At 65.2% G+C, this 18,643-nt stretch carries 19 protein-coding genes and 2 pseudogenes; 10 read left to right on the top strand and 11 right to left on the bottom strand.

Annotated features, from left to right (window positions below; all coding sequences use genetic code 11):
• Positions 1 to 111 precede the first annotated feature (111 nt).
• Complete coding sequence (locus R0232_RS43480) at positions 112 to 987, bottom strand: c-type cytochrome (protein WP_296779194.1); 876 nt, start codon at positions 985 to 987, stop codon at positions 112 to 114.
• Positions 988 to 1,061: 74 nt separating this feature from the next.
• Between R0232_RS43480 and R0232_RS43475 the strand changes: the two genes are divergently transcribed.
• From R0232_RS43475 to ctaD, 3 genes are read left to right on the top strand one after another with little or no spacing between them, the layout of a single operon-like run.
• A complete protein-coding gene (locus tag R0232_RS43475; protein ID WP_296779192.1) occupies positions 1,062 to 1,508 on the top strand; it encodes a c-type cytochrome in 447 nt (148 codons plus the stop codon).
• The gene (gene coxB, locus R0232_RS43470) at positions 1,505 to 2,473 is read left to right on the top strand and encodes a cytochrome c oxidase subunit II (protein WP_296779190.1); all 969 of its coding nucleotides are present in this window, start codon (positions 1,505 to 1,507) and stop codon (positions 2,471 to 2,473) included. The genes R0232_RS43475 and coxB overlap by 4 nt, the downstream gene beginning before the upstream one ends.
• A gap of 8 nt (positions 2,474 to 2,481) precedes the next feature.
• Complete coding sequence (gene ctaD, locus R0232_RS43465) at positions 2,482 to 5,007, top strand: cytochrome c oxidase subunit I (RefSeq protein WP_431513487.1); 2,526 nt, start codon at positions 2,482 to 2,484, stop codon at positions 5,005 to 5,007.
• A gap of 89 nt (positions 5,008 to 5,096) precedes the next feature.
• Here the strand turns inward: ctaD and R0232_RS43460 are convergent, their stop codons facing one another.
• On the bottom strand, positions 5,097 to 5,369 hold the full coding sequence (locus R0232_RS43460) for a hypothetical protein (protein ID WP_296779185.1): 273 nt from the start codon (positions 5,367 to 5,369) through the stop codon (positions 5,097 to 5,099).
• A 539-nt stretch (positions 5,370 to 5,908) separates the two neighbouring features.
• A complete protein-coding gene (locus tag R0232_RS43455; protein ID WP_296779183.1) occupies positions 5,909 to 6,514 on the bottom strand; it encodes an isochorismatase family cysteine hydrolase in 606 nt (201 codons plus the stop codon).
• A gap of 225 nt (positions 6,515 to 6,739) precedes the next feature.
• Between R0232_RS43455 and R0232_RS43450 the strand changes: the two genes are divergently transcribed.
• The 4 genes and pseudogenes from R0232_RS43450 (at position 6,740) to R0232_RS43435 (ending at position 9,890) form a co-directional block, all read left to right on the top strand.
• Positions 6,740 to 7,225 (top strand): DUF421 domain-containing protein, encoded by a 486-nt coding sequence (locus R0232_RS43450; protein WP_208512602.1) that lies wholly within the window; start codon positions 6,740 to 6,742, stop codon positions 7,223 to 7,225.
• A 56-nt stretch (positions 7,226 to 7,281) separates the two neighbouring features.
• Positions 7,282 to 8,025 (top strand): annotated as a pseudogene (locus R0232_RS43445) (SDR family NAD(P)-dependent oxidoreductase).
• A gap of 801 nt (positions 8,026 to 8,826) precedes the next feature.
• Positions 8,827 to 9,045 carry a hypothetical protein gene (locus R0232_RS43440; protein ID WP_296779178.1) on the top strand — a complete coding sequence of 73 codons (219 nt, stop codon included), beginning with the start codon at positions 8,827 to 8,829 and terminating at the stop codon, positions 9,043 to 9,045.
• A gap of 332 nt (positions 9,046 to 9,377) precedes the next feature.
• Positions 9,378 to 9,890: a hypothetical protein gene (locus tag R0232_RS43435; protein ID WP_296779176.1), complete on the top strand. Its 513-nt coding sequence runs from the start codon at positions 9,378 to 9,380 to the stop codon at positions 9,888 to 9,890.
• A gap of 41 nt (positions 9,891 to 9,931) precedes the next feature.
• On the opposite strand, the gene tnpC is transcribed toward R0232_RS43435, so the two are convergent.
• From tnpC to R0232_RS43400, 7 genes are all read right to left on the bottom strand, one after another.
• Positions 9,932 to 11,497, bottom strand: coding sequence for an IS66 family transposase (gene tnpC / locus R0232_RS43430; RefSeq protein WP_431512395.1), 1,566 nt, complete (start codon positions 11,495 to 11,497; stop codon positions 9,932 to 9,934).
• Positions 11,498 to 11,567: 70 nt separating this feature from the next.
• The gene (gene tnpB, locus R0232_RS43425; protein ID WP_431512396.1) at positions 11,568 to 11,903 is read right to left on the bottom strand and encodes an IS66 family insertion sequence element accessory protein TnpB; all 336 of its coding nucleotides are present in this window, start codon (positions 11,901 to 11,903) and stop codon (positions 11,568 to 11,570) included.
• Positions 11,900 to 12,280 (bottom strand): transposase, encoded by a 381-nt coding sequence (locus R0232_RS43420; protein WP_431512397.1) that lies wholly within the window; start codon positions 12,278 to 12,280, stop codon positions 11,900 to 11,902. Before R0232_RS43420 ends, tnpB begins: the two co-directional genes overlap by 4 nt.
• 191 nt (positions 12,281 to 12,471) lie before the next feature.
• Entirely contained in the window at positions 12,472 to 12,642 is a 171-nt protein-coding gene (locus R0232_RS43415; protein ID WP_431513486.1) for a hypothetical protein, read from the bottom strand.
• 1,102 nt (positions 12,643 to 13,744) lie between these two features.
• On the bottom strand, positions 13,745 to 14,155 hold the full coding sequence (locus R0232_RS43410; RefSeq protein ID WP_208512599.1) for an Hsp20/alpha crystallin family protein: 411 nt from the start codon (positions 14,153 to 14,155) through the stop codon (positions 13,745 to 13,747).
• Between the two features lie 36 nt (positions 14,156 to 14,191).
• Positions 14,192 to 14,629, bottom strand: coding sequence for an Hsp20/alpha crystallin family protein (locus R0232_RS43405; protein ID WP_208512598.1), 438 nt, complete (start codon positions 14,627 to 14,629; stop codon positions 14,192 to 14,194).
• A 337-nt stretch (positions 14,630 to 14,966) separates the two neighbouring features.
• Positions 14,967 to 15,248, bottom strand: coding sequence for a hypothetical protein (locus R0232_RS43400; protein ID WP_431513485.1), 282 nt, complete (start codon positions 15,246 to 15,248; stop codon positions 14,967 to 14,969).
• A 173-nt stretch (positions 15,249 to 15,421) separates the two neighbouring features.
• Here R0232_RS43400 and R0232_RS43395 point away from each other — a divergent pair, with 173 nt between their 5' ends.
• The 3 genes and pseudogenes from R0232_RS43395 to R0232_RS43385 all read left to right on the top strand — a co-directional run bounded on the left by R0232_RS43395 (position 15,422) and on the right by R0232_RS43385 (position 16,416).
• Entirely contained in the window at positions 15,422 to 15,685 is a 264-nt protein-coding gene (locus R0232_RS43395; protein WP_431513484.1) for an amidohydrolase family protein, read from the top strand.
• A 190-nt stretch (positions 15,686 to 15,875) separates the two neighbouring features.
• Positions 15,876 to 15,980 (top strand): annotated as a pseudogene (locus R0232_RS43390) (type 1 glutamine amidotransferase); the annotation flags it as partial.
• A gap of 133 nt (positions 15,981 to 16,113) precedes the next feature.
• Complete coding sequence (locus tag R0232_RS43385) at positions 16,114 to 16,416, top strand: hypothetical protein (RefSeq protein WP_431514679.1); 303 nt, start codon at positions 16,114 to 16,116, stop codon at positions 16,414 to 16,416.
• Between the two features lie 988 nt (positions 16,417 to 17,404).
• Here the strand turns inward: R0232_RS43385 and R0232_RS43380 are convergent.
• Entirely contained in the window at positions 17,405 to 18,619 is a 1,215-nt protein-coding gene (locus R0232_RS43380) for a bifunctional 3,4-dihydroxy-2-butanone-4-phosphate synthase/GTP cyclohydrolase II (protein ID WP_431513483.1), read from the bottom strand.
• Between the last annotated feature and the right edge of the window lie 24 nt (positions 18,620 to 18,643).

The raw sequence follows: 18,643 nt of genomic DNA, 5'->3' as shown, positions 1-18,643 counted from the left end.
CGAGGCGAGAGGGAATTCCTGCCTTAGCCGCTAAGACACCTTGCGGAGCGCGCTACTCAGGCCCGGATTCCGACACATTCCCCGACGTCAGAATTCGTTGGCGTAGCAGACTCACTTCAATGTACCCAGGTAGGCCGCGATGTCGCGCGCGTCCTGCTCGGTCACGCCCATCTCGGGCATGGCCGTGAGCGGATCGACTTCGCGCGTGTGACGCAGCCATCGCACCATGTTCTCGGGCGTGTTGGCGAGCCGGCCCGCGATCAGGCCGCGCCCGCCGATGCCGGCCAGCGGCGTGCCGACGTTGGGATGCGAGCTGGTCACGCCGGGGATCGCATGGCAGGCGTTGCAGGCGTACTGCGTCAGCGCGGTGCGGCCGCGCAATGCATCGCCGGGCCGCGTGGCGGGCTGCGCGGCCAGCGCGTTGCAGCCGATCGCGGCGCCAGTCGCCCCGGTGCGCGGCGTGCCGGGCACGGGCTCGAAGGCCGTGGCCTGCGCATAGGCCTGCGGCGTCATGTCGGGCAGCCGCTCGACGAAGGCCACCACGGCCCACAACTCCTGGTCCGAGAGCCGGTATTCCCACGCCGGCATGCCGCTCATCTTGATGCCGTTGCGCGTGAGCCAGTAGAGCTCGCGCGCACTCCAGCGCTGGCGCGCATCGACCAGCGGGCCGGGCAGCGGCTGCATGCTCTTGCCGATGTCGTCCTGCGCCACGCCCGGCGCGCCGTGGCACTGCACGCAGCGCGCGCGATAGCAGGCGGCGCCCTGCGCGAGCTGCCGCGCGTCGCCCAGCGGCGGCGCCTCGATGCCGCGCGCGCGCCAGCGCACCGACTGGCGCATCGCGGTCTCGAGCAGCGAATACACGGGCTGGGTGTGCTGCACGTTCGAGGCCACGTCGTAGACGCCGCCCCACACCATCACCGCCGCGCCGATGGCGGCGCCGCCGGCCAGCGCGGCCAGGGTCAGCGCGACGGTCTTGGGCGCATTCATGTGGCGGCATTGTCCGACGCGGGTGCGGGCCGCCCTGTCGGCGCAAACCGCGTCCGACACCGCAAGAATCGGCCATGCCCCTCGCGCCGCACGCTCGCCCGCCGCTTCGCGCACGCCACGGCCGCGCCGCGTTGGCCGCGCTTTCGGTGGCGGCCATCGGGCTCGCGGGCGGCTGCGAACTCTCGGCTCGCGGCCTGCCCGCGTTCGGGCCCGCGCCGCTTCCGTACGGCGATGCGCCCGCGGCGCAACTGGCGCGTGGGCGCGAACTGCTCGCGCAATACCAGTGCGGCAGCTGCCATGCGATCCCGAAGGTGCCGGCGGCGCGCGCCAGCCTCGCGCCGCCGCTCGATGCCTTCGGCCGCCGCAGCTATATCGCGGGCCACCTGCCGAACCGGCCCGAGACGCTCGCGCGCTGGATCGAGGCACCGGCCGCGCTGGTGCCCGGCACCGCGATGCCGTCGATGGGCGTGTCGCCGCGCGACGCGCGCGACATGGCGGCCTACCTGCTGGCGCTCGAATGAGCCGGCCCGCCGCCACGCCACCCTCGCCTTCGGCCTTCGATGCCGCGGGACCGATGGCCGACATGCTGCTCGAGGTCAGCTGGGTGCTGATCGGCGGCGCCGCCGCGATCTTCGTGCTCGTGATGGCGCTGCTCGCGCTCGCGGTGCGGCGCGCGCACCGGAACACGCCGCGCGCGATGCCGCGCGCGCAGGCCCGCTGGTGGCTCTATGGCGGCGGCCTCGCGTTTCCGGCCGTGGTGCTGGTCGCATTGTTCTTCTATGGCGAGCGCCATCGCCCCGCGTGGCGCCCGGTGCCGCCGGCCGATGCGCTGGTGATCGGCATCACAGGCCACATGTGGTGGTGGGAGGTGCGCTACCGCGACCCGGCCAGCGGCGCCGAGATCCGCACCGCGAACGAGGTGCGCATTCCCGCGGGCCGGCCGGTGTACTTCGGCCTCACGAGCGCCGACGTGATCCACAGCTTCTGGGTGCCCGCGCTCGGCGGCAAGATGGACATGCTGCCGGGCCGCGTGCAGCACCTGCTGCTGCAGGCCGACCGGCCCGGCGCCTGGCGCGGCCAGTGCGCCGAGTACTGCGGCGATCAGCATGCGCGCATGGCGCTGCACGTGGTGGCCGAGGAACCCGCGGCCTTCGATGCCTGGCTCGCGGCGCAGGCGCGGCCCGCGAGCGCCACCCTCGCGCCCGATCTGGCGCGCGGGCGCGACGCCTTCCTCGCGAACCGCTGCAACGCCTGCCACACGGTGCGCGGCGTGAGCGAGGAGAGCCGGCTCGGCCCCGACCTCACGCACGTCGGCAGCCGGCTCTACCTCGGCGCCGGCACCATGCCCAACACGCCCCACCAGCTCGCGGCCTGGGTCGCGCACACGCAGCAGGCCAAACCCGGCGCGCGCATGCCCTCCTCGCACGAACGGCTCGACGAGCCCACGCTGCAATCGATCGCGCGCTGGCTCGCGCAGCTGCGATGAGCACCGCCATGAACACCCCCCTGGACCCGGCGGCCAACGCGCCGCAACCCGATGCCGGGCGCGACGCCCTCGAGCGCGCCTGGCGCCCGCCCTCGGGCTGGCGCCGGCTCTCGGCCGTCAACAACACGCAGATCGGCGTGTTCTACATCGCGACCGCGATGCTGTTCTTCGTGCTCGCCGGCGTGCTCGCGCTGGTGATGCGCGCGCAGCTCGCCGTGCCCGACAACGACCTGGTCGACCCCAGGACCTACAACCAGCTCTTCACCATGCACGGCACGGTGATGATGTTCCTGTTCGCGGTGCCGATCGTCGAGGCGATCGCGGTCTACCTGCTGCCGGGCATGCTGGGCGCGCGCGACCTGCCCTTTCCGCGCCTGTCGGCCTATGCCTTCTGGGCCTATGCGATCGGCGGCCTGGTGTTCTTCGGCACGCTTTTCTTCGGCGAGGCGCCCGACGGCGGCTGGTTCATGTACCCGCCGCTCACGGGCAAGGAGTTCTCGCCGGGGCGCGGCGCGGACTGGTGGCTGCTAGGCATCGGCTTCATCGAGATCTCGGCGATCGCGGGCGCGATCGAGCTGATCATCGGCATCCTGTTCACGCGCGCGCCGGGCATGACGCTCGCGCGCATGCCGATCTTCGCGTGGGCGATGCTGGTCAGCGCGCTGATGATCGTGTTCGCGTTCCCGGCCGTCATCGCGGCCACGCTGCTGCTCGAGATGGAGCGCGCCTTCGACTGGCCCTTCTTCATCGCCGCGCGCGGCGGCGATCCCGTGCTGTGGCAGCACCTGTTCTGGTTCTTCGGCCACCCCGAGGTCTACATCATCTTCCTGCCGGCCGCCGGCCTGGTCTCGATGATGGCCGCCACGCTCGCGGGCACGCCGCTGGTGGGCCACCGCGCGGTGGTGATCGCGCTGATGGCCGTGGGCGCCCTGAGCTTCCTGCTGTGGGTGCACCACATGTTCACGGCCGGCCTGGGCACCTGGTCGCTGCGGCTGGTGTCGGCCGCGAGCTTCGCGGTGGCGCTGCCCAGCGGGCTGCAGGTGTTCTCGTGGATCGCCACCTTCTGGAGCGGCCGCATCCGGCTCGACACGCCCACCCTGTTCCTGCTGGGCTTCCACTTCATCTTCGTGCTGGGCGGGCTCACCGGCGTGATGGTGGCGGTGCTGCCCTTCGACTGGCAGGCACACGACAGCTACTTCATCGTCGCGCACCTGCACTACGTGCTGATCGGCGGCATGGTGTTCCCGGTGTTCGCGGGCCTCTATCACTGGGCACCGCTGTTCAACGGCCACCGGCTCTCGGAACGCTGCGGGCGCTGGGTCTTCGGCCTGATGTTCGGCGGCTTCAACCTCGCCTTCTTCCCGATGCACATCGCGGGGCTGATGGGCATGCCGCGGCGCGTCTACACCTACCCGGGCGACCTCGGCTGGAACGGGCTCAACCTGCTGTCGACCATCGGCGCCTTCGTGTTCGCCGCGGGCGTGCTGCTGTTCGTCGTCGACGTGGCGCGCACGCTGCGCAAGCCCGAGCGCGAACACGGCAACCCCTGGAACGCCGGCACGCTCGAATGGCTGCCCGCGCGCGAGTACGCGGTGCGCAGCATTCCCGAGATCGCCTCGCGCTATCCGCTGTGGCGCCGTCCCACGCTGGCGCGCGAGGTCGAGGAAGGCCGCCACTGGCTGCCGGGCACGGTCTTCGGCGGCCGCGAGACGCTGGTCACGAGCCCGCGCGACGCACGGCCGCTGCACCTGCTGCGCCTGCCCACCGACGGCTGGTCGCCGCTGGTGGCGGCCGCGGGCACGGCCGGCTTCTTCCTGCTGCTGACGGTCGAGCAGGTGCTGCTCGCCGGGCTGTGCGGCGTGCTCGCGGTGGCCGCCATCGTGTTCTGGCTCTGGGGATCGGACAGCCCGCCGCCCGTGTCCACGGCCGACGTGGGGCATGGCCGACGGCTGCCGGTCGGCGCGATCGGCCGGGCCTCGCATTCATGGTGGGGCATGGTGGTGCTGGTCGCGGTCGACATGAGCATCTTCGCCTCGCTGTTGTGGGCGCACGTGCATGTGTCGATGGCGGCCGAGGTCTGCCCGCCACCCGGTGCCGCGCTGCCGGCACTGCGCTGGCCCGCCGCGGCCGTGCTGCTGATGCTCGCGGGCTCGCTTGCACTGGCCTTCGCGGCGCGCGGCCTGCGCCACGACGACGCGGCGCGGCAGCGCGGCCTGCGCTGGCTGGTCGCGCTCGCGATGGCCTGCGCGGCCGCGGGCTACGGGGTCGACCTCTGGAGCCATGCGGGCGCCGGCCTCGATCCGCGCGCGCAGGCCTGGAGCGCGAGCGTGGCGATGCTGCTGGGCTACCAGGGCTTCCACCTCGCGGTGCTGCTGCTGATGGGGGGCTATGTGCTCGCGCGCTCGTGGCGCGGACGGCTGCGCACCGATGCGCGCGCGACGATCGACAACACGCAGCCGCTGTGGCATTGCGTGAGCGCGCAGGCCGCGATCGGCGCGGCGGCGATGCAGTGGATGCCGCTGCTCGCGGCGTGATCCCAGCACGATGCGGCTCTACCCAATCGTCTGGAGTGATGGTCTCACACAGGGTCCGGAGGCAGGCGTCGGCCGGGATAGGGCGGGATTCATTGCGTACTGGTCTGTCCCTGCCCGCCGCCACCGCCATTGCCGGTCACGCCACCGACACCCGCCGCACCGCCGCCACTCGGACTCGTCGGCGCCGATTGCGGCGCAGGCTGGGTCATGCCCTGTGCGCCCGTTGGTGGGGCGTCATTGCGGCGGTGCGACATGACGTTGTAGGCCACCACCAGCAGTACCACCACGATCACCGCGCCAACGCCCCAGCGAAAGATCCGCCGGTTGTCGCGCTCATCGTTTCTGGCTTGTTCGAGTCTCATGGCCACTTCCTTTTTAACGATAACGGGAACGCGCCAAAGTTGCGATCTCGCGCAGGACCGGCCTGTCGGACGGCGGCGCGTACCGATGCAGGCACTCTAGAGGGCCGCGGCGCCTTGGCCCCCCTGCTACTTCGCTAAACCGAAGCCGAATCCGAACATGCCGATGTCCTCTTTGCGGCAGGCACAACCATCTCGTCCTCGCGCGGCCCGACGTTCGATTCTTCGACCATTCCTTACAAACGGAGCAAGCCGGCCGCCATGGCAGCACTGCAGTCCTTTTCCGGATGGAGTTGTCCGTTCATTGGGCTCCACTGGCCCCTGACAGGAACTCCACCAGTCTCCGGCCGAAAGCGCCCGCAGCAGGTTGAACGACGGTGACGGCAAGGTGGCGACGCCGCAGCATGGACTAATCCTGGCACGCGCAGCGAACAACGATCGCCGGATGGCAGCGCTGCAATGTGACGGGCAGCCTCGCTGCCTCCTGAAAATCGCCATTTCATGCGACCGTAGTGCAGGCCGCCTCAGTCGCGCCTGTGTCGTCAAGCGCGGCGCGGACCAGAGATCAAGCGCAGCCGCGTGCTGGGTGTGGTTGGTAACTTCTGAAACTCTTCAAGTTGGCGGAGCACCAGCATGTTTCGCATCCTCGATTGGGACGCCACGCAGTCGCGGGGGACCACCACTGCGAGATCGCGCATGCCAGCCTCGGTCGCAGTGACGAGCACGCACTGATCGCTCGCGACGCCCGTCAGGATCAGACGGTGCGCCTTCAAATGCTGCAGCAGCAATTCCAGCGGAGTGCCAAAGAATGCTGACTGCTTGGGCTTCAGCACAAAGTAGTCGTCCGCCTCGGGCTTCAGAGCGGCAGCGATCTTTGAGCCAAGGCCGCCCTGGCGCAGCGCCTCCTCCACCAGTGCCGGAAAATCAGATCGCCAGCGGCCGCGGTTGTCGTTCGCATAGATCACCGGCACACCGTCGCGACGACAGCGAGCCTTCAGTGCCGCGATGCGTGGCGCGATCGATGCAGCGCCAGGAAGCAGCTTGTCAGCGTCGGGAAAGTCCCAGCAGTTGATCATGTCGATGATCAACAACGCGGTATGGCCTGCCGCGCTTTCGGATGCGAGAAGGCCCGAGGTTCGTGAAGGCATGGAGCGAACTCATTGCTTGATGGACGCCTCGCTATTCTTCATCGTGAAGGAACTCCCGAGAATGCGACGTGGCGTCATTTGCGGCCTCGTCTGACACCGGTGCCCCGGCACGATGGAAGTTCCATCTTCCGGCTCACTGCCGTCACGCCGGCCTACACAAGACGGCGGCGGGACAACGCACCGTCGTTCGGACCATCAGAGTGCTGTGTCCGCTTGGCTGAACTCATGCAATCACTTCTGGATCTGCTGCGAATCGAGACACCTCTCTCGGAAATGGTGTTGCGAGGAACGGCTGTTTACTGGTTTCTTTTGATCGTTTTCCGCTTCTTGCTGCGACGGGGAGTTGGATCACTGGGCGTGGCGGACCTACTATTTGTCGTCTTGATCGCCGACGCGTCTAGCAACGCCATGCAGGGTGATTACAAGACGATTGGGGATGGGCTCGTACTCATCTCGACGCTGATCGCATGGAACTACGCATTGGACTGGGCCAGCTACCATTCCCCGACGGTTTCTCGGCTTCTAGAACCCCCGGCCGAGCCACTGGTCAAACACGGCAGGATCCTTCAGCGCACGCTGCGCCGCGAATTGATCACCGTGGAGGAGTTGCTGTCCAAGCTGCGCGAAAAAGGGATCTCGGATCTGTCTGAGGTACGCATTGCGCGGTTAGAAAGTGACGGCGAACTCAGCGTACGCAGATATCGGGACTGAGAACCGACAGGCAAGCGTCCGACAGCGCAATCGCCGTAGGCCGACATCCTGGCCTTATGCCCGCCACAAGCTCCTGCACCTCAACATCTAGGAGCAGCAGCATGCAACGTTTCACCGATCGCGTTGTCATCGTCACGGGCGCCGGTTCCGGTATCGGCGAAGCCACTGCCCGCCGTTTCTCGCAGGAGGGCGCCAGCGTCGTGCTCGCCGGCGGCACCAAGGCCAAGCTCGAGCGCGTCGCTGCCGACCTGCCGCCCGAGCGCACGCTGGTCAAGGTCGCCGACGTCTCGAAGTACAAGCAGGTGCAAGCTCTGGTGGCCGCCACAATCAAGCGCTTCGGCGCGCTGCACGTGCTGTTCAACAACGCAGGCATTGCGGTCGAGGGCAGCGTGACCGAGGCGCCACTGGGTGGCTGGGGCAGGACCATGGCGACGAACATCGGCGGCGTGTTCCATGGCTGCCGCGCGGCGATGCCGCACCTGATCGCGAGCCGCGGCTGCATCGTCAACACCGGCTCGATCTCGGGGCTCGGCGGCGATTGAGCGCTCGGGTTCTACAACGCCTCGAAGGGCGCGATCGTCAACTTCACCAAGGCCCTCGCGCTGGACCACGGCAAGGACGGCGTGCGCTTCAACGCCGTCTGCCCGAGCCTGACCTTCACGCCGATGACCGAGGACATGAAGGGCGACCGCAAGCTGATGGCGAGATTCGAGCAGAGATTCTGCGAGGCGATCACGTCAAGTCCACCATCAATTCCTCTGGCGTCTACAGGACCCGGCTTCAGCTCGCCGAAGCCCTGAAGAAAGATGCCTTTAGGTGGATCTCCGGTCAAGAGCGCAATTTCAGCGATTAAACCGTTCCACGCGCAAAGCGCCCTGGCGTTTCAACTTCCCCAAGCTTGCAACCACATGCTAGGCTGGTGGATGCTGGACTCGAGCTCGCCATGAGGCCCTCTAACGTCCAGAGAATTACCGCCTTTGGGAGGACCAGCTGGCCTGGGTGGGCTGGAAAATGCCCAACGTAGAGTACTCGGGGGCCTTCTTGAGAAGTGCTGCGAGCGCCATCTTGCGCTCAACCAGTGGCTGCCGGCGCTGCCGATCCGACGTTCGACCAGAAGGTCGAATGCACCGAATACGATCAGTTCAAAGCGGGCGTCTCAACGCCCGCGCGTCGCCCAATCCTTTGGGCAGTCGAAGTCGTTCCTGCTTCGCTTGTCCAGCGCACAGACGTCCCTTTCAAGATTCATGCTTGCCGAGCAGCTTGCCAACTTGGCTACGACCTACCGAAACCGCTTCGTCGCATCCGTGCGAAGGCGCGTGGCCATCAACCTTTCCCAGCAGCCGGTACCCATCGAACTTGATTTCGTATATCCGACCGGGCACTGAGGCAGAACAGCCTCTCGTCGAGTGGCGCGTTCGATCCGACGAAGCAGATCCATCGGAACGATTTCCTCCGAGTCGCACAGCCCATAAGACCCGAAGCTCACAATGTGACTTCGGGGTTTCGAAACAGACTGTAGGACTAGGTTTTAACGAAGTGGAGACAAACGTCACGGAAACCCACCAGAATCAGTGGGGTTAACCACTACACGCAGTCCTCCCATGACCGTTTTCACCCCTTGCACGTGCAGCGTCGACCACCTCGGCCGCATCGAGCGGCGCAGATGGATGAAGGTGTTCTGGTGGATGCGCGCCTACCTGTGCGATAACTGCGGCAAGGTCCAGTTGCTTTCGCAAGTTGCGGTAGATCAAGCGAAGGCAGCCTATGCGGCGCGAACCGCGCATCGCAGCTTCCACGGAAAGAAGCAGCGTTCGCATTGAGTCGAAGGGCCCCTCAAGCTCTACCGGACCTGTGAGCGAGAGCCGATACCTCGCAGATGAGGGGCCTCCTCCAAGCGACTCATTCCAGCTTCGACCCGCACCCGCCGGCCGAACTCACACCAGAGGTATCCGAGGATCTGCAGGCGCAGTTGGATGCGGTGCTCGCCGATCACGCTCCAGTCCATGGACCGTCGATCCTGCCAGCACCCGAGCGGTCCGCTTCCATGGCTGACACCGTGACGTAAGCGTCCCGAGAAGTCATGTTGACGTCTTCTGCCGTGGGTGGGTAGCGGTCGCACAATGGTCGCTCTCAAACGGTCTGATACGTGCAAATGCTTGATCTCCACGCCCCACTTGTACCCGGAACATCTGCCGCGGGATTCGAGATTGGGCAATCGCTGTCAAGTGTTGAATCCTTGCTGCATGGTGCAAGCAGGAAGGACCATGTACCGGGCTTTCACCTCGTGGCCGCGCTGGCAGAGAACAAGGGAGCTCTTGTTCTTCGGAACTTTGGCGACCCTGGGGAAACCGCCATATTCTTTGGTTCAGACGTCGTCCGGCTAGTGTTCTCTCCCGGTGGGGTGCTCAGGTGCATTTACGTCTTCGAGGGCTATCTTGGCGCCTACGAAGGAGTGCGGGTCGGTGACATGCTGTCGCTGCTGTCACCGACTATGGAGCTCGACTTCGACGGCGGAGACGAGATGTATTACCGCCTCGATGGCGAGGGCGAGTACATCCCAGGAATCGCGATAGTCGCTGTGGAGGCCGACGTGTCACAGCACGCCTCTACACCGGTCGTCGGTTACTGCGTTCACGACTGGACGATCTTCCGAACCCAAACATGACGGAGAGTTGCCTCCGTCACCACAACTACGCCTTGCCGTGACTAAGCCGCGTCCCAGCGATGTGGCAGGAGTTCCGCTATGTCGCGCGCCCGATGCGTTGGCAATCGCGTCATGACGTCCTTGAGGTAGGCGTAGGGGTCGTGGCCGTTGAGTTTGGCGGTCTGGATGAGGCTCATGATGGCGGCGGACCGCTGCCCGGCACGAAGGCTTCCGGCGAACAGCCAGTTGTTGCGGCCTACGGCGATCGGCCGGATCTGGTTCTCCACCCAGTTGTTGTCTGCAGGCAAGTTGCCGTCGTCCAGGTAGCGCGTCAGCGCGGCCCAGCGCTTCAGGCTGTAGTTCAGTGCTTTGGCTGTCCCTGAACCTTCTGGAACCTTGAGCCGCTGCGCGATCATCCAGGCATGCAGCGCCTCGGCGATCGGTCGACCCCGCGCTTGGCGTATCCGACGCCGCTCATCGGGGTCCAAGTGTTTCACCTCACGCTCGATCTCGTAGAGCCGAGTGAAGTACTGGATTCCGGCCTCGGCGATCTGGCTCTTGTTGGCTGTGTGCAGCTCGACGAACTTGCGCCGCGCATGGGCCAGGCAGCCAGCTTCGACAACGCCCTTGGCCAGCAGGGCCTTGTAGCCGGAGTAGTCATCACAGACCAGCGCGCCGCGCCAGCCGCCCAGGAAGTTCTGCGCATGCTGGCCAGCCCGGCTGTCGGCGAAGTCGTAAACCACCGCCTTCATGTCTTCGAAGGCGCCGGGCGTGTAGGCCCACAGATACGCACGGTGAGTCTTGCCGGTGCCGGGCTTGAGCATCGCTACCGGTGTCTCGTCGGAATGCAGAACGCGGTGAGCGAGGATCGCTTCCTTGAGTGCGTCCACCAGCGGTTGCAGGCGCACACCACAGGCGCCGACCCAGGCTCCGAGCGTTGAGCGAGGGATGGCCAGGCCAGCGCGCCCGAAGATCGCTTCCTGCCTGTACAGCGGCAGATGGTCAGCGTACTTGGCGACCATCACCTGTGCCAGGAGGCCGGCTGTCGGGATGCCCTTGTCGATCACCTGTGCGGGCACCGGCGCCTGGATCAGCGTCTGGCACTTCGCGCAGGCCCACTTACCTCGAACATGCCGCTCGACGGTGAACACGCCGGGAACGTAGTCGAGCTTCTCGGCCACGTCCTCACCGAAGCGCTTGAGGGCGCAGCCGCATGCACAAGTAGTCGACTCGGGTTCGTGGTGAATGTCGACGCGCGGCAGGTCTGCCGGCAGCGCCGTGCGACGCGGCTGCTGCTTGTCCTCAGTCTTGGGTGGCGGGCGGAGCTGCTTCAGCTCCTCTTCAATGGCGGCCAGGTCGGCATCGAGCGTCTCATCCAGAAGGCTGGCCTGCGCCGCGTCGAGCTTCTCGCTGCTCTTGCCGAAGCGCAGGCGCTTGTACTGCGCGAGTTCGTGGGTCAGCTGATCGACCTTGGCGGTCTTGAACGTGACCTCGCGCGTGAGCGTCTCGATCGAGCGGTCCTTGGCCTCAAGCTGGCTTTGCTGCTTTGTGCGGTCCTTGATGAGCCGGAGGGTCACCTCGCGCAGTTGCTCTGCGTTGAGGCCCTTCAGTTGTTCGGCATCCACCATGAGCACGTATGGTGCTGACCGAGCGCACGAATGTCATCGGCGTTTGCAGCAATTGCACCGCCGCCTGCGATCACACCACGGTGATGACGCCCGCTGCACCGACACGCTGCCAGGGCAGTCCAAGCACGAGTGCGTCAAGCTGCTCACGCGTCATAGCCATCTGCGTGCCCAGACTTGCGTTAGCCCAGAGGAAGCGGCCGTGGTGCAGCCGACGGGCACACAGCCAGATGCCGATGCCGTCGTGGACGAGGACCTTCATGCGGTTGGCCCGCCGATTGGCGAACAGGTACGCATGGTTCGGATGTGCGGCACCGAACACCTTCACGACACGCGCCAGCGCCGTCTCGGTGCCAGCACGCATGTCGATCGGCTCGGTGGCCAGCCACACCGCATCGATGCGGATCAACGCAGCCACTCGCGCAGCCAGGCTGCGCACGACGAGGCCGACTCCACTGGCCAGTGCACCACCGCAGTGGCGCTGCCTCTCTTAAGCTCGATGCGGATGTCGCGAATCGGCCTCTCGGCTTCGGGCTGCACATCGAGCGCGACAAAGGCTGGCGCCGGCAACTTGGGAACCTCAAGCGCCTTCGGCGCCGCTGCCTTGCGATCGTCGGCGCGCCACCTGTGCACCACGTTCGCGTTCAGGTTGTACAGCCTCGCGATCGCCGCAGCAGACGCATCCGGTTGGCGGCATGCCTCCAGAACCTCCGCCTTGAATCTCGCGCTGTGCTTGCGACGGGTGGCCCGCTTAACCACCCCATCTATTGCGTCCACATCATTCATCGCGGACACGATGCCTGCCGACTCTCAGGCTATCAAGATGACTTCACTGCGTGCTTACACCGTGACGTCGCTGACCTTGAGAGGGTCGCACCCTCCTTAATCCGGCTCCAATCGTTGTAGCTGTCTTCCATGGGCCGATGTTCGCCTGAATCGCTCGACCAAGATGGCGCCCTTGCGGAACAATATGGCTCTCAGCAAGCGCCCGGCTTGTTGAGGGCAGTAAGCCGGGTAACGACCATTGGGCTTGAAGGACCCAGGATGCGACCGAACGAGAGCAGAAAGAACAAGCCGTCTAAGAACAGGCTTGTCGACCGCTGCGCGGACGAACTCTTTGCCTGCGCGGTCACGGTGACGATGTTCACTGTCGGAGTGTGTGTACTTGCGATCGTCTTGATCACGTAGCGTAGGCGACAACGTTGATAGCCGCTAGGAGCCCGGTAGCTAGAGGCCGAAGCGCCAAGGGAAGCTGCATGCTCAATCTCCCTAACATTCACGTCTTCGTGTCTGTTAAAAAATATTGCCGGGCAGCATGTTCCCTATGAGTTTTGGGGCTCAGGCATGCAGGCCGCTCTGCGCTTGAGGGGGTTCTCTGGCTTTTGCAAGGTCCGATTCTGAGGCTTCCTCTTGGAGCATCAAGATCCCCTCAGTCGTAAGCCCAAAGATCCTCGCAAAGCCAGCTTCTTGGTATGTGCGCCGAACATACTTGGCGTCCGATACCTCGGCATTAATGAGCCCAAGATACGCCAACTTGGACACAAGCTGCAACTGGGCCTGATCTGCGATCGTTGTCGGGAAGGAGACGGTACTCAGAAGACGAAGGTAGTCGAGAGGCGTCATTTCAGAGATAGGCAAAATGTGCGGTAGTGGCTCCCGCGTCTAAATCACCTGTCCTTATGGGAAGGGAGCCGGAGCCGGCTCACATCGCAGTTAACGTGTTCCGGTCGTGCCGGTGGTGCCTGTGCCTGGAAGCAGACCAAAACCGCCACCAGAGTTGCCATTGCTCCCACTAATCGCCGCAGCGAACATGGCGACACCCGCTCCTGCTGCAAGCCATTGCTCTGACGTCAACCCGCCTTGCGCATTGGCAGTTGCGGCGTTACCTCCAGACGGGCCAGGGGTAGTTGGAGGTGCCGGGTTTTGCGCAAGTGCCGCAGACATCGTGAACGCGCACCAGGCCGTTGCGGAAATGAGCTTCATGTACTTCATAGGGACCTCACAGATAGTCGAACCAGTGGCCCCGCTGCCATGGTCGGACAAGCGGGACATTCATGTGGCTCCTTGACCACCAAAGTGTCGCTACTGTTCTCAGTGGTCGGCCGTCAGAAGACTTCGCCATTTCATTAAGGGTTTACCCTTAACGCCCACGGACAACGCCACTCAGCGGATTCGAATCGGATGATGCAGGCTGGATCGGCCGGACGCGGCACGATGACTGCCTCCGGCCGGATGCTCAGCGAGCGCCAGTTATGCGACCTGCACCTCGATGCGCCGCGGCTGCGCGTGCTCGGCCTTCGGAATGCGAAGCTTCAGCACGCCCTGCGCTAGTTCCGCCGACACCTTTTCGGTGTCCAACTCCTTGCTCAGCGTGAAGACGCGCCGGAACCGTGCCAAGCCCACTTCGGTGTGATGGGAAGTCAACCCATCAGGGACAGTGAGATCGCTCTCGGCCTCGATGGTCAAGGTGTCTGATTCGACTTGCAGAGTCAACTTGTCCCGACTCACGCCCGGCAGGTCGGCGTAGAGCGTGATGCCATTGGCATCCTCGATCACGTCCACAGGCGGCGTCAACGCCGCGTCGCTGTAACGCGAACGATCCTGCGAGGCAGTGCCGCTATGAGGAGAGTTGCTGGTGGTAGTGCGAACATCGTTACGCATGGCGTTTACTCCTTTCTAAGTTGGCAATGTCTGGGGTCACTGGATGGTGATACGACGCGGCTGCGCAGACGCCCGGCGCTGGACAGTGATGTGCAGCACGCCGTCACGCAATTTCGCGTCGACTGCCTCTGGATCAGCATCATCGGGCAACGTCAGCACCCGGCGGAAGCGTCCGTCGAAGCGCTCGTTGATGTGCACGGCCGCCTTGGCCTGCGCATCGGGCAGCGGGCTCTTGCGCTCGCCAGCGACGGTCAACAGACCACGCTCCAGGTTGACCTCGAGCGTGGCAGGATCGACGCCTGGCGCGAAGGCATAGATCTCGATGGTCTTGGGCGTACCGCCGACGTTGAGGGCGGGAAATCCGTTGCGGGCGAAGCCGCGGATAGTGGGTGACAGATCGAAGGCCTGCTGCACGTCGCGCTGCAGGCGATCCATCTCCGCGAAAACGTCGCGAGGAAACAGGGATCGGTACATGGCGAAAACCTCCATTCAAGCGTTGAACAGAGCGCCGGAGGCGTCTCCAGCGCTTCCGGTGAGTGACATAGCGATTCAGCGGAGAGATTCAAGAGACAAAAAAACTATCAGGGACTCCGATCCGATTGCTACGCAAACCTGCAGCACCATCGCCGCCTCCCTTGTCAACGAACCGCTGGCGCACTGCGTGATTGCATCGACATGGCAATTGACGACCCTGGCTTGCCGCTGCGACCCACGCCGTCCTGCGCGGCCACCTTGAGGCCGACGCCCGACGAGACAACTGCTGAGCCACCAAACTGTCAGGACTACCTTAGGCCGCGCTGTGCGGGCGTTTTTACGTCCTCGGCACGCCGAACCCAAAGCCGAACAGCCCGCCCTTCCGCTTGGCCGGCGGCGCCTCCGGATCTTCCTCGCGTGGTCCGATTGCAAGGGCTTCAATCAGCCGTTGCAGTTGCACTAGGCCGGAGGCCATAGCGGCGCTGTAGGTCTTCTCCGGTTGAAGCTGCTCGTCGATCGCAGCCCACTGGCCATCAGGGGCGAGCTCCACCAAGCGCCAGCGATAGGCGTTTTCGGCTGACTGAAAGACGGTAATGGCGAGGGGGCGGAGGGGCTGCATGTACGCATCTTCAGTCGGTCATCAGCCGACGATCGTCAGACACTGGCGCGTGATGCTTGCCCGCCGGCCTGCCCTGGCGCCTCAGGAGCTTTCGCCGCACTGCCCCAAGCATGGTCAGTTTTCGACCACCGGCGCTTTGGAACACGAGAGCTGGGGGCTACAGGCTACCGGTGATGGTCACCCGCAAGGACCCGCGCAGACTTGTCTGTGGTGCGGACCAGGCCATCACGCGTGAGCGGGCCCTGAGCCTCTACACCAACTCGGGGCCCTACTACACCTTCGAGGAGAACAAGAAGAGCTCGATCGAGGTCGGACGCTTTGCGGACATGGTGGTGTTGTCTGCAGACTACCTCACCGTGACGGATGAACAAATCAAGGACATCGTTCCACTCGAAACCATCGTGAACGACAAGGTGGTCTGCGAAACGCGCGAATGAACTTCGCGCCCGGAAGCCACGGCCAGCGCTCCATTGCCATTTTTCAGCATACGGGGGTGGGGACGCCGGGAGCGGTCGTGCGATCTTGCGCGCGCTCGGTCGCAAGATGGTCGTGATACGGGTCGTGGACGGCGACCCCGTCCCGACTGACCCCATCGCCTACGGGGCGCCGGTGTTCATGCGGGGCTAAATGTCCGCCCAAGTTCCTTTGCCTTGGATCGCGGAAGAACTGGCGCTGATGCGCATGGCTGACGCGGTGGGCATTCCGATGGCAGGCCACTGCCTGGGAAGCCAGCTGCTGGCCCTGGCCCTTGGCGGTGAAGTGAGGCCGAACCACCGTCCCGAGATCGGCTGGTGTGAGATCGATTCGGCGAGCTCGCAGAGGCGCAGCCTGGTGGGGGCCCCATGCGGGTCGCCGCCTGGCCACCTTGCAGTGGCATGGCGACGCACTCACGCAGCCGTCGAACTCTGTTCAGATCGCGAGTGGCGAGCACTGCACGAACCAGCTGGTCATCGTCCACGATCGCCACCTGCCGGTGCAGTCGCATGAGATGACGCCAGAGCTGGTGGATCTTTCGGTGCAGCGCGACGGCCATCAACTTGTGCGTCAGAACTCGTTGGACAACCCGGCGTGCAGTCCGTTAGAAGAGGTTGGGCTTGACCTGCAGTCGCAAACCGATGCCATGCATGGACTGCTGCGGCAGTTGTACATGCGCTGGGCCGAAGCATGAGGGCGACGCCCGGGCTTTTGACGCAGGCCCGAGTATGGCTGCCTGTTGGTTAGGGGCGAGTCCGTGCAGGGTTGAGGCGAAGGCCGGCGCAGATTGACACGCGCCTCGCTTATCCGAGAAGCGCAATGAGGCGAGTTCCCCCGGATCGGCGAGCAGCCTGTCATCAGTGGACGTGAGCGGTGAGCAGTCAAGCCGCGCAGGCTCTGGGATTGGATGTGATGCTCCGGCGCGGCACGCGGCTTTCAGCGTGCGGCGATCCCTGCGTCGCTACAGACCCACCCCGCCCGCCGATCGAAGTTGTTCGGCAAGCCTGCCATGGCCATCGCCGCCAGCATGGATAGCCAGCGACCGGGTAAGACCGAGGTGCACATCGGCCTCTCAGACAGCCGATATGGCAGAAAAATGTCTTCTGGCGCGCCTTCTTGCTGACAACGAAGAATTCGATCGGCACGACGGATCGGCCAACGTCTGTGGCGCGACATCGAAACTCTCACAATCGGGAGCGACAAATGCAGGCACGATGGCCACGCTATGGCCGGCCTCCTCCATCCCGATGATTGCCCGGCTATTCTGGAATGCCCCGCTACGACTCGGAGAGTGTTTGATGTTGCGCAACTGCGCATTGGCCAGGTTCTGAATCAAGTGGTTCGTGGTCAGTTTCAGCAGGTGCTGGCCGGCCAGCGATGATCAGGTCGTGCGCTGCGGCAATTTCGCCGCGATGTTCCGCGGGCACTTCAGCGCGCCGCCCGCTCGCCACAGGACGCCCGGATAGGGCAGACGCAACCGGGGCGCGGAATCAGGCATTCAAGAGCGCGTGGCCGTGGCGATGAACGAGGCAATCCTCTTTCCGCCGCCGATACGGCCCAAGGCGTACAAGTGGGCGTCACGATCGGATGCTGCTCCCGGAGTTGCTCGAAAGCGAACCATCGCATCCTATCGGCCAGGGGCGGACCGAACGTCGTGGAAGCACCCTGCCTCTCCTTACCCATCAGCGCGCTTCGTCGTGCGTGAGCAGATGCCCGAACAACCGTTGCTTGGTTCGAAGGTACTCGAGGTTCTCGGGCTGGGGCTGCGTGACGATCGCCACCCGCTCCACGATCTCCAGACCGAAGTCGCTGAGACCGTCGTACTTGCGTGGATTGTTGGTCATGAGCCGCATGCTCGTGACGCCGAGGTCCGCGAGGATCTGAGCGCCCGTCGAATAGTCGCGCGCGTCTACCGGCAACCCGAGCTGCGTGTTGGCCTGCGCGGTGTCCGCGCCCACATCCTGCAGCGCATAGGCCCGAATCTTGTGCAGCAGGCCGATGCCGCGTCCCTCATGGCCACGCATGTAGACCACCACACCGCGCCCCTCGGCCGCGATCCGCTCTAGCGCGATGTCAAGTTGCGGCCGGCAGTCGCAGCGCAGCGACCCCAGCACCTCGCCGGTCAGGCACTCCGAGTGCACCCGCACCAGCACGCCTGGCGCACCATCGACATCGCCCATGGTCAGCGCCACATGCTCCTGCTTCGACACCGTGTCGAGGTAGCCGTGCACCGTGAACAGGCCGTACTTGGTCGGAAGGCGCGCGGTCGATTGGCGCTGGACGATGCGTTCCTTGCGGCGCCGGTACGCGATCAGGTCCTTGATCGTGATCAGGCACAGGCCGTGCTCGTTCGCGAATTCCTGCAGCCGCGGCCGGCGCGCCATCGAGCCGTCGTCGTCGACGACCTCGGCGAGCACGCCACCGGGGCGCAATCCCGCGAGGCGCGTCAGGTCGACCGCGGCCTCGGTGTGGCCTGCGCGCCGCAGCACCCCGCCCTCCACTGCGCGCAGGGGAAAGACATGGCCGGGCCGGGTGAACGCGTCCGCCCCGAGCGCCGGGTCGACCAGCGCGCGGATCGTGGCAGCCCGGTCCGCGGCCGAGATGCCCGTGGAGATGCCCTGCCGAAGATCGGTGGACACGGTGAAGGCGGTGCGCATCGAATCGGTGTTCTCGGCCACCATCAGCGGCAGCGAGAGCTCGGCGAGACGCTGCGCCGGCAGCCCGACGCACAGCACCCCGCTGGTGTGGCGCACCACGAAGGCAATGGCTTCGGGCGTCGCGAACTCCGCCGCCATGATGAGGTCGCCCTCGTTCTCGCGGTCCTCGTCGTCCACGACGACCACCATCGCGCCGCGCGCGAGCGCCTCGAGCGCGTCTTCGATCGGATGCGGTTTCATCGCGGTGTTCCTTGCGTTCGAGGC

It is taken from the genome of Variovorax sp. DAIF25, from assembly GCF_050711835.1.
Classification (GTDB): domain Bacteria; phylum Pseudomonadota; class Gammaproteobacteria; order Burkholderiales; family Burkholderiaceae_C; genus Variovorax.
Note: the sequence above shows the minus strand (reverse complement) of the source record. Positions and strands in the feature narration are given on the sequence as shown.

Bases quoted from the DNA above. Each gene is read 5' to 3' on its own strand.
- R0232_RS43380 (WP_431513483.1), bottom strand. From the start codon at position 18,619: ATGAAACCGCATCCGATCGAAGACGCGCTCGAGGCGCTCGCGCGCGGC.
- ctaD (WP_431513487.1), top strand. From the start codon at position 2,482: ATGAACACCCCCCTGGACCCGGCGGCCAACGCGCCGCAACCCGATGCC.
- R0232_RS43440 (WP_296779178.1), top strand. From the start codon at position 8,827: ATGACCGTTTTCACCCCTTGCACGTGCAGCGTCGACCACCTCGGCCGC.
- R0232_RS43450 (WP_208512602.1), top strand. From the start codon at position 6,740: ATGCAATCACTTCTGGATCTGCTGCGAATCGAGACACCTCTCTCGGAA.
- R0232_RS43420 (WP_431512397.1), bottom strand. From the start codon at position 12,280: ATGAATGATGTGGACGCAATAGATGGGGTGGTTAAGCGGGCCACCCGT.
- R0232_RS43400 (WP_431513485.1), bottom strand. From the start codon at position 15,248: ATGCAGCCCCTCCGCCCCCTCGCCATTACCGTCTTTCAGTCAGCCGAA.
- R0232_RS43460 (WP_296779185.1), bottom strand. From the start codon at position 5,369: ATGAGACTCGAACAAGCCAGAAACGATGAGCGCGACAACCGGCGGATC.
- coxB (WP_296779190.1), top strand. From the start codon at position 1,505: ATGAGCCGGCCCGCCGCCACGCCACCCTCGCCTTCGGCCTTCGATGCC.
- R0232_RS43435 (WP_296779176.1), top strand. From the start codon at position 9,378: ATGCTTGATCTCCACGCCCCACTTGTACCCGGAACATCTGCCGCGGGA.
- R0232_RS43405 (WP_208512598.1), bottom strand. From the start codon at position 14,629: ATGTACCGATCCCTGTTTCCTCGCGACGTTTTCGCGGAGATGGATCGC.
- R0232_RS43455 (WP_296779183.1), bottom strand. From the start codon at position 6,514: ATGCCTTCACGAACCTCGGGCCTTCTCGCATCCGAAAGCGCGGCAGGC.
- R0232_RS43410 (WP_208512599.1), bottom strand. From the start codon at position 14,155: ATGCGTAACGATGTTCGCACTACCACCAGCAACTCTCCTCATAGCGGC.
- tnpC (WP_431512395.1), bottom strand. From the start codon at position 11,497: ATGGTGGATGCCGAACAACTGAAGGGCCTCAACGCAGAGCAACTGCGC.
- R0232_RS43480 (WP_296779194.1), bottom strand. From the start codon at position 987: ATGAATGCGCCCAAGACCGTCGCGCTGACCCTGGCCGCGCTGGCCGGC.
- R0232_RS43395 (WP_431513484.1), top strand. From the start codon at position 15,422: ATGGTCACCCGCAAGGACCCGCGCAGACTTGTCTGTGGTGCGGACCAG.
- R0232_RS43475 (WP_296779192.1), top strand. From the start codon at position 1,062: ATGCCCCTCGCGCCGCACGCTCGCCCGCCGCTTCGCGCACGCCACGGC.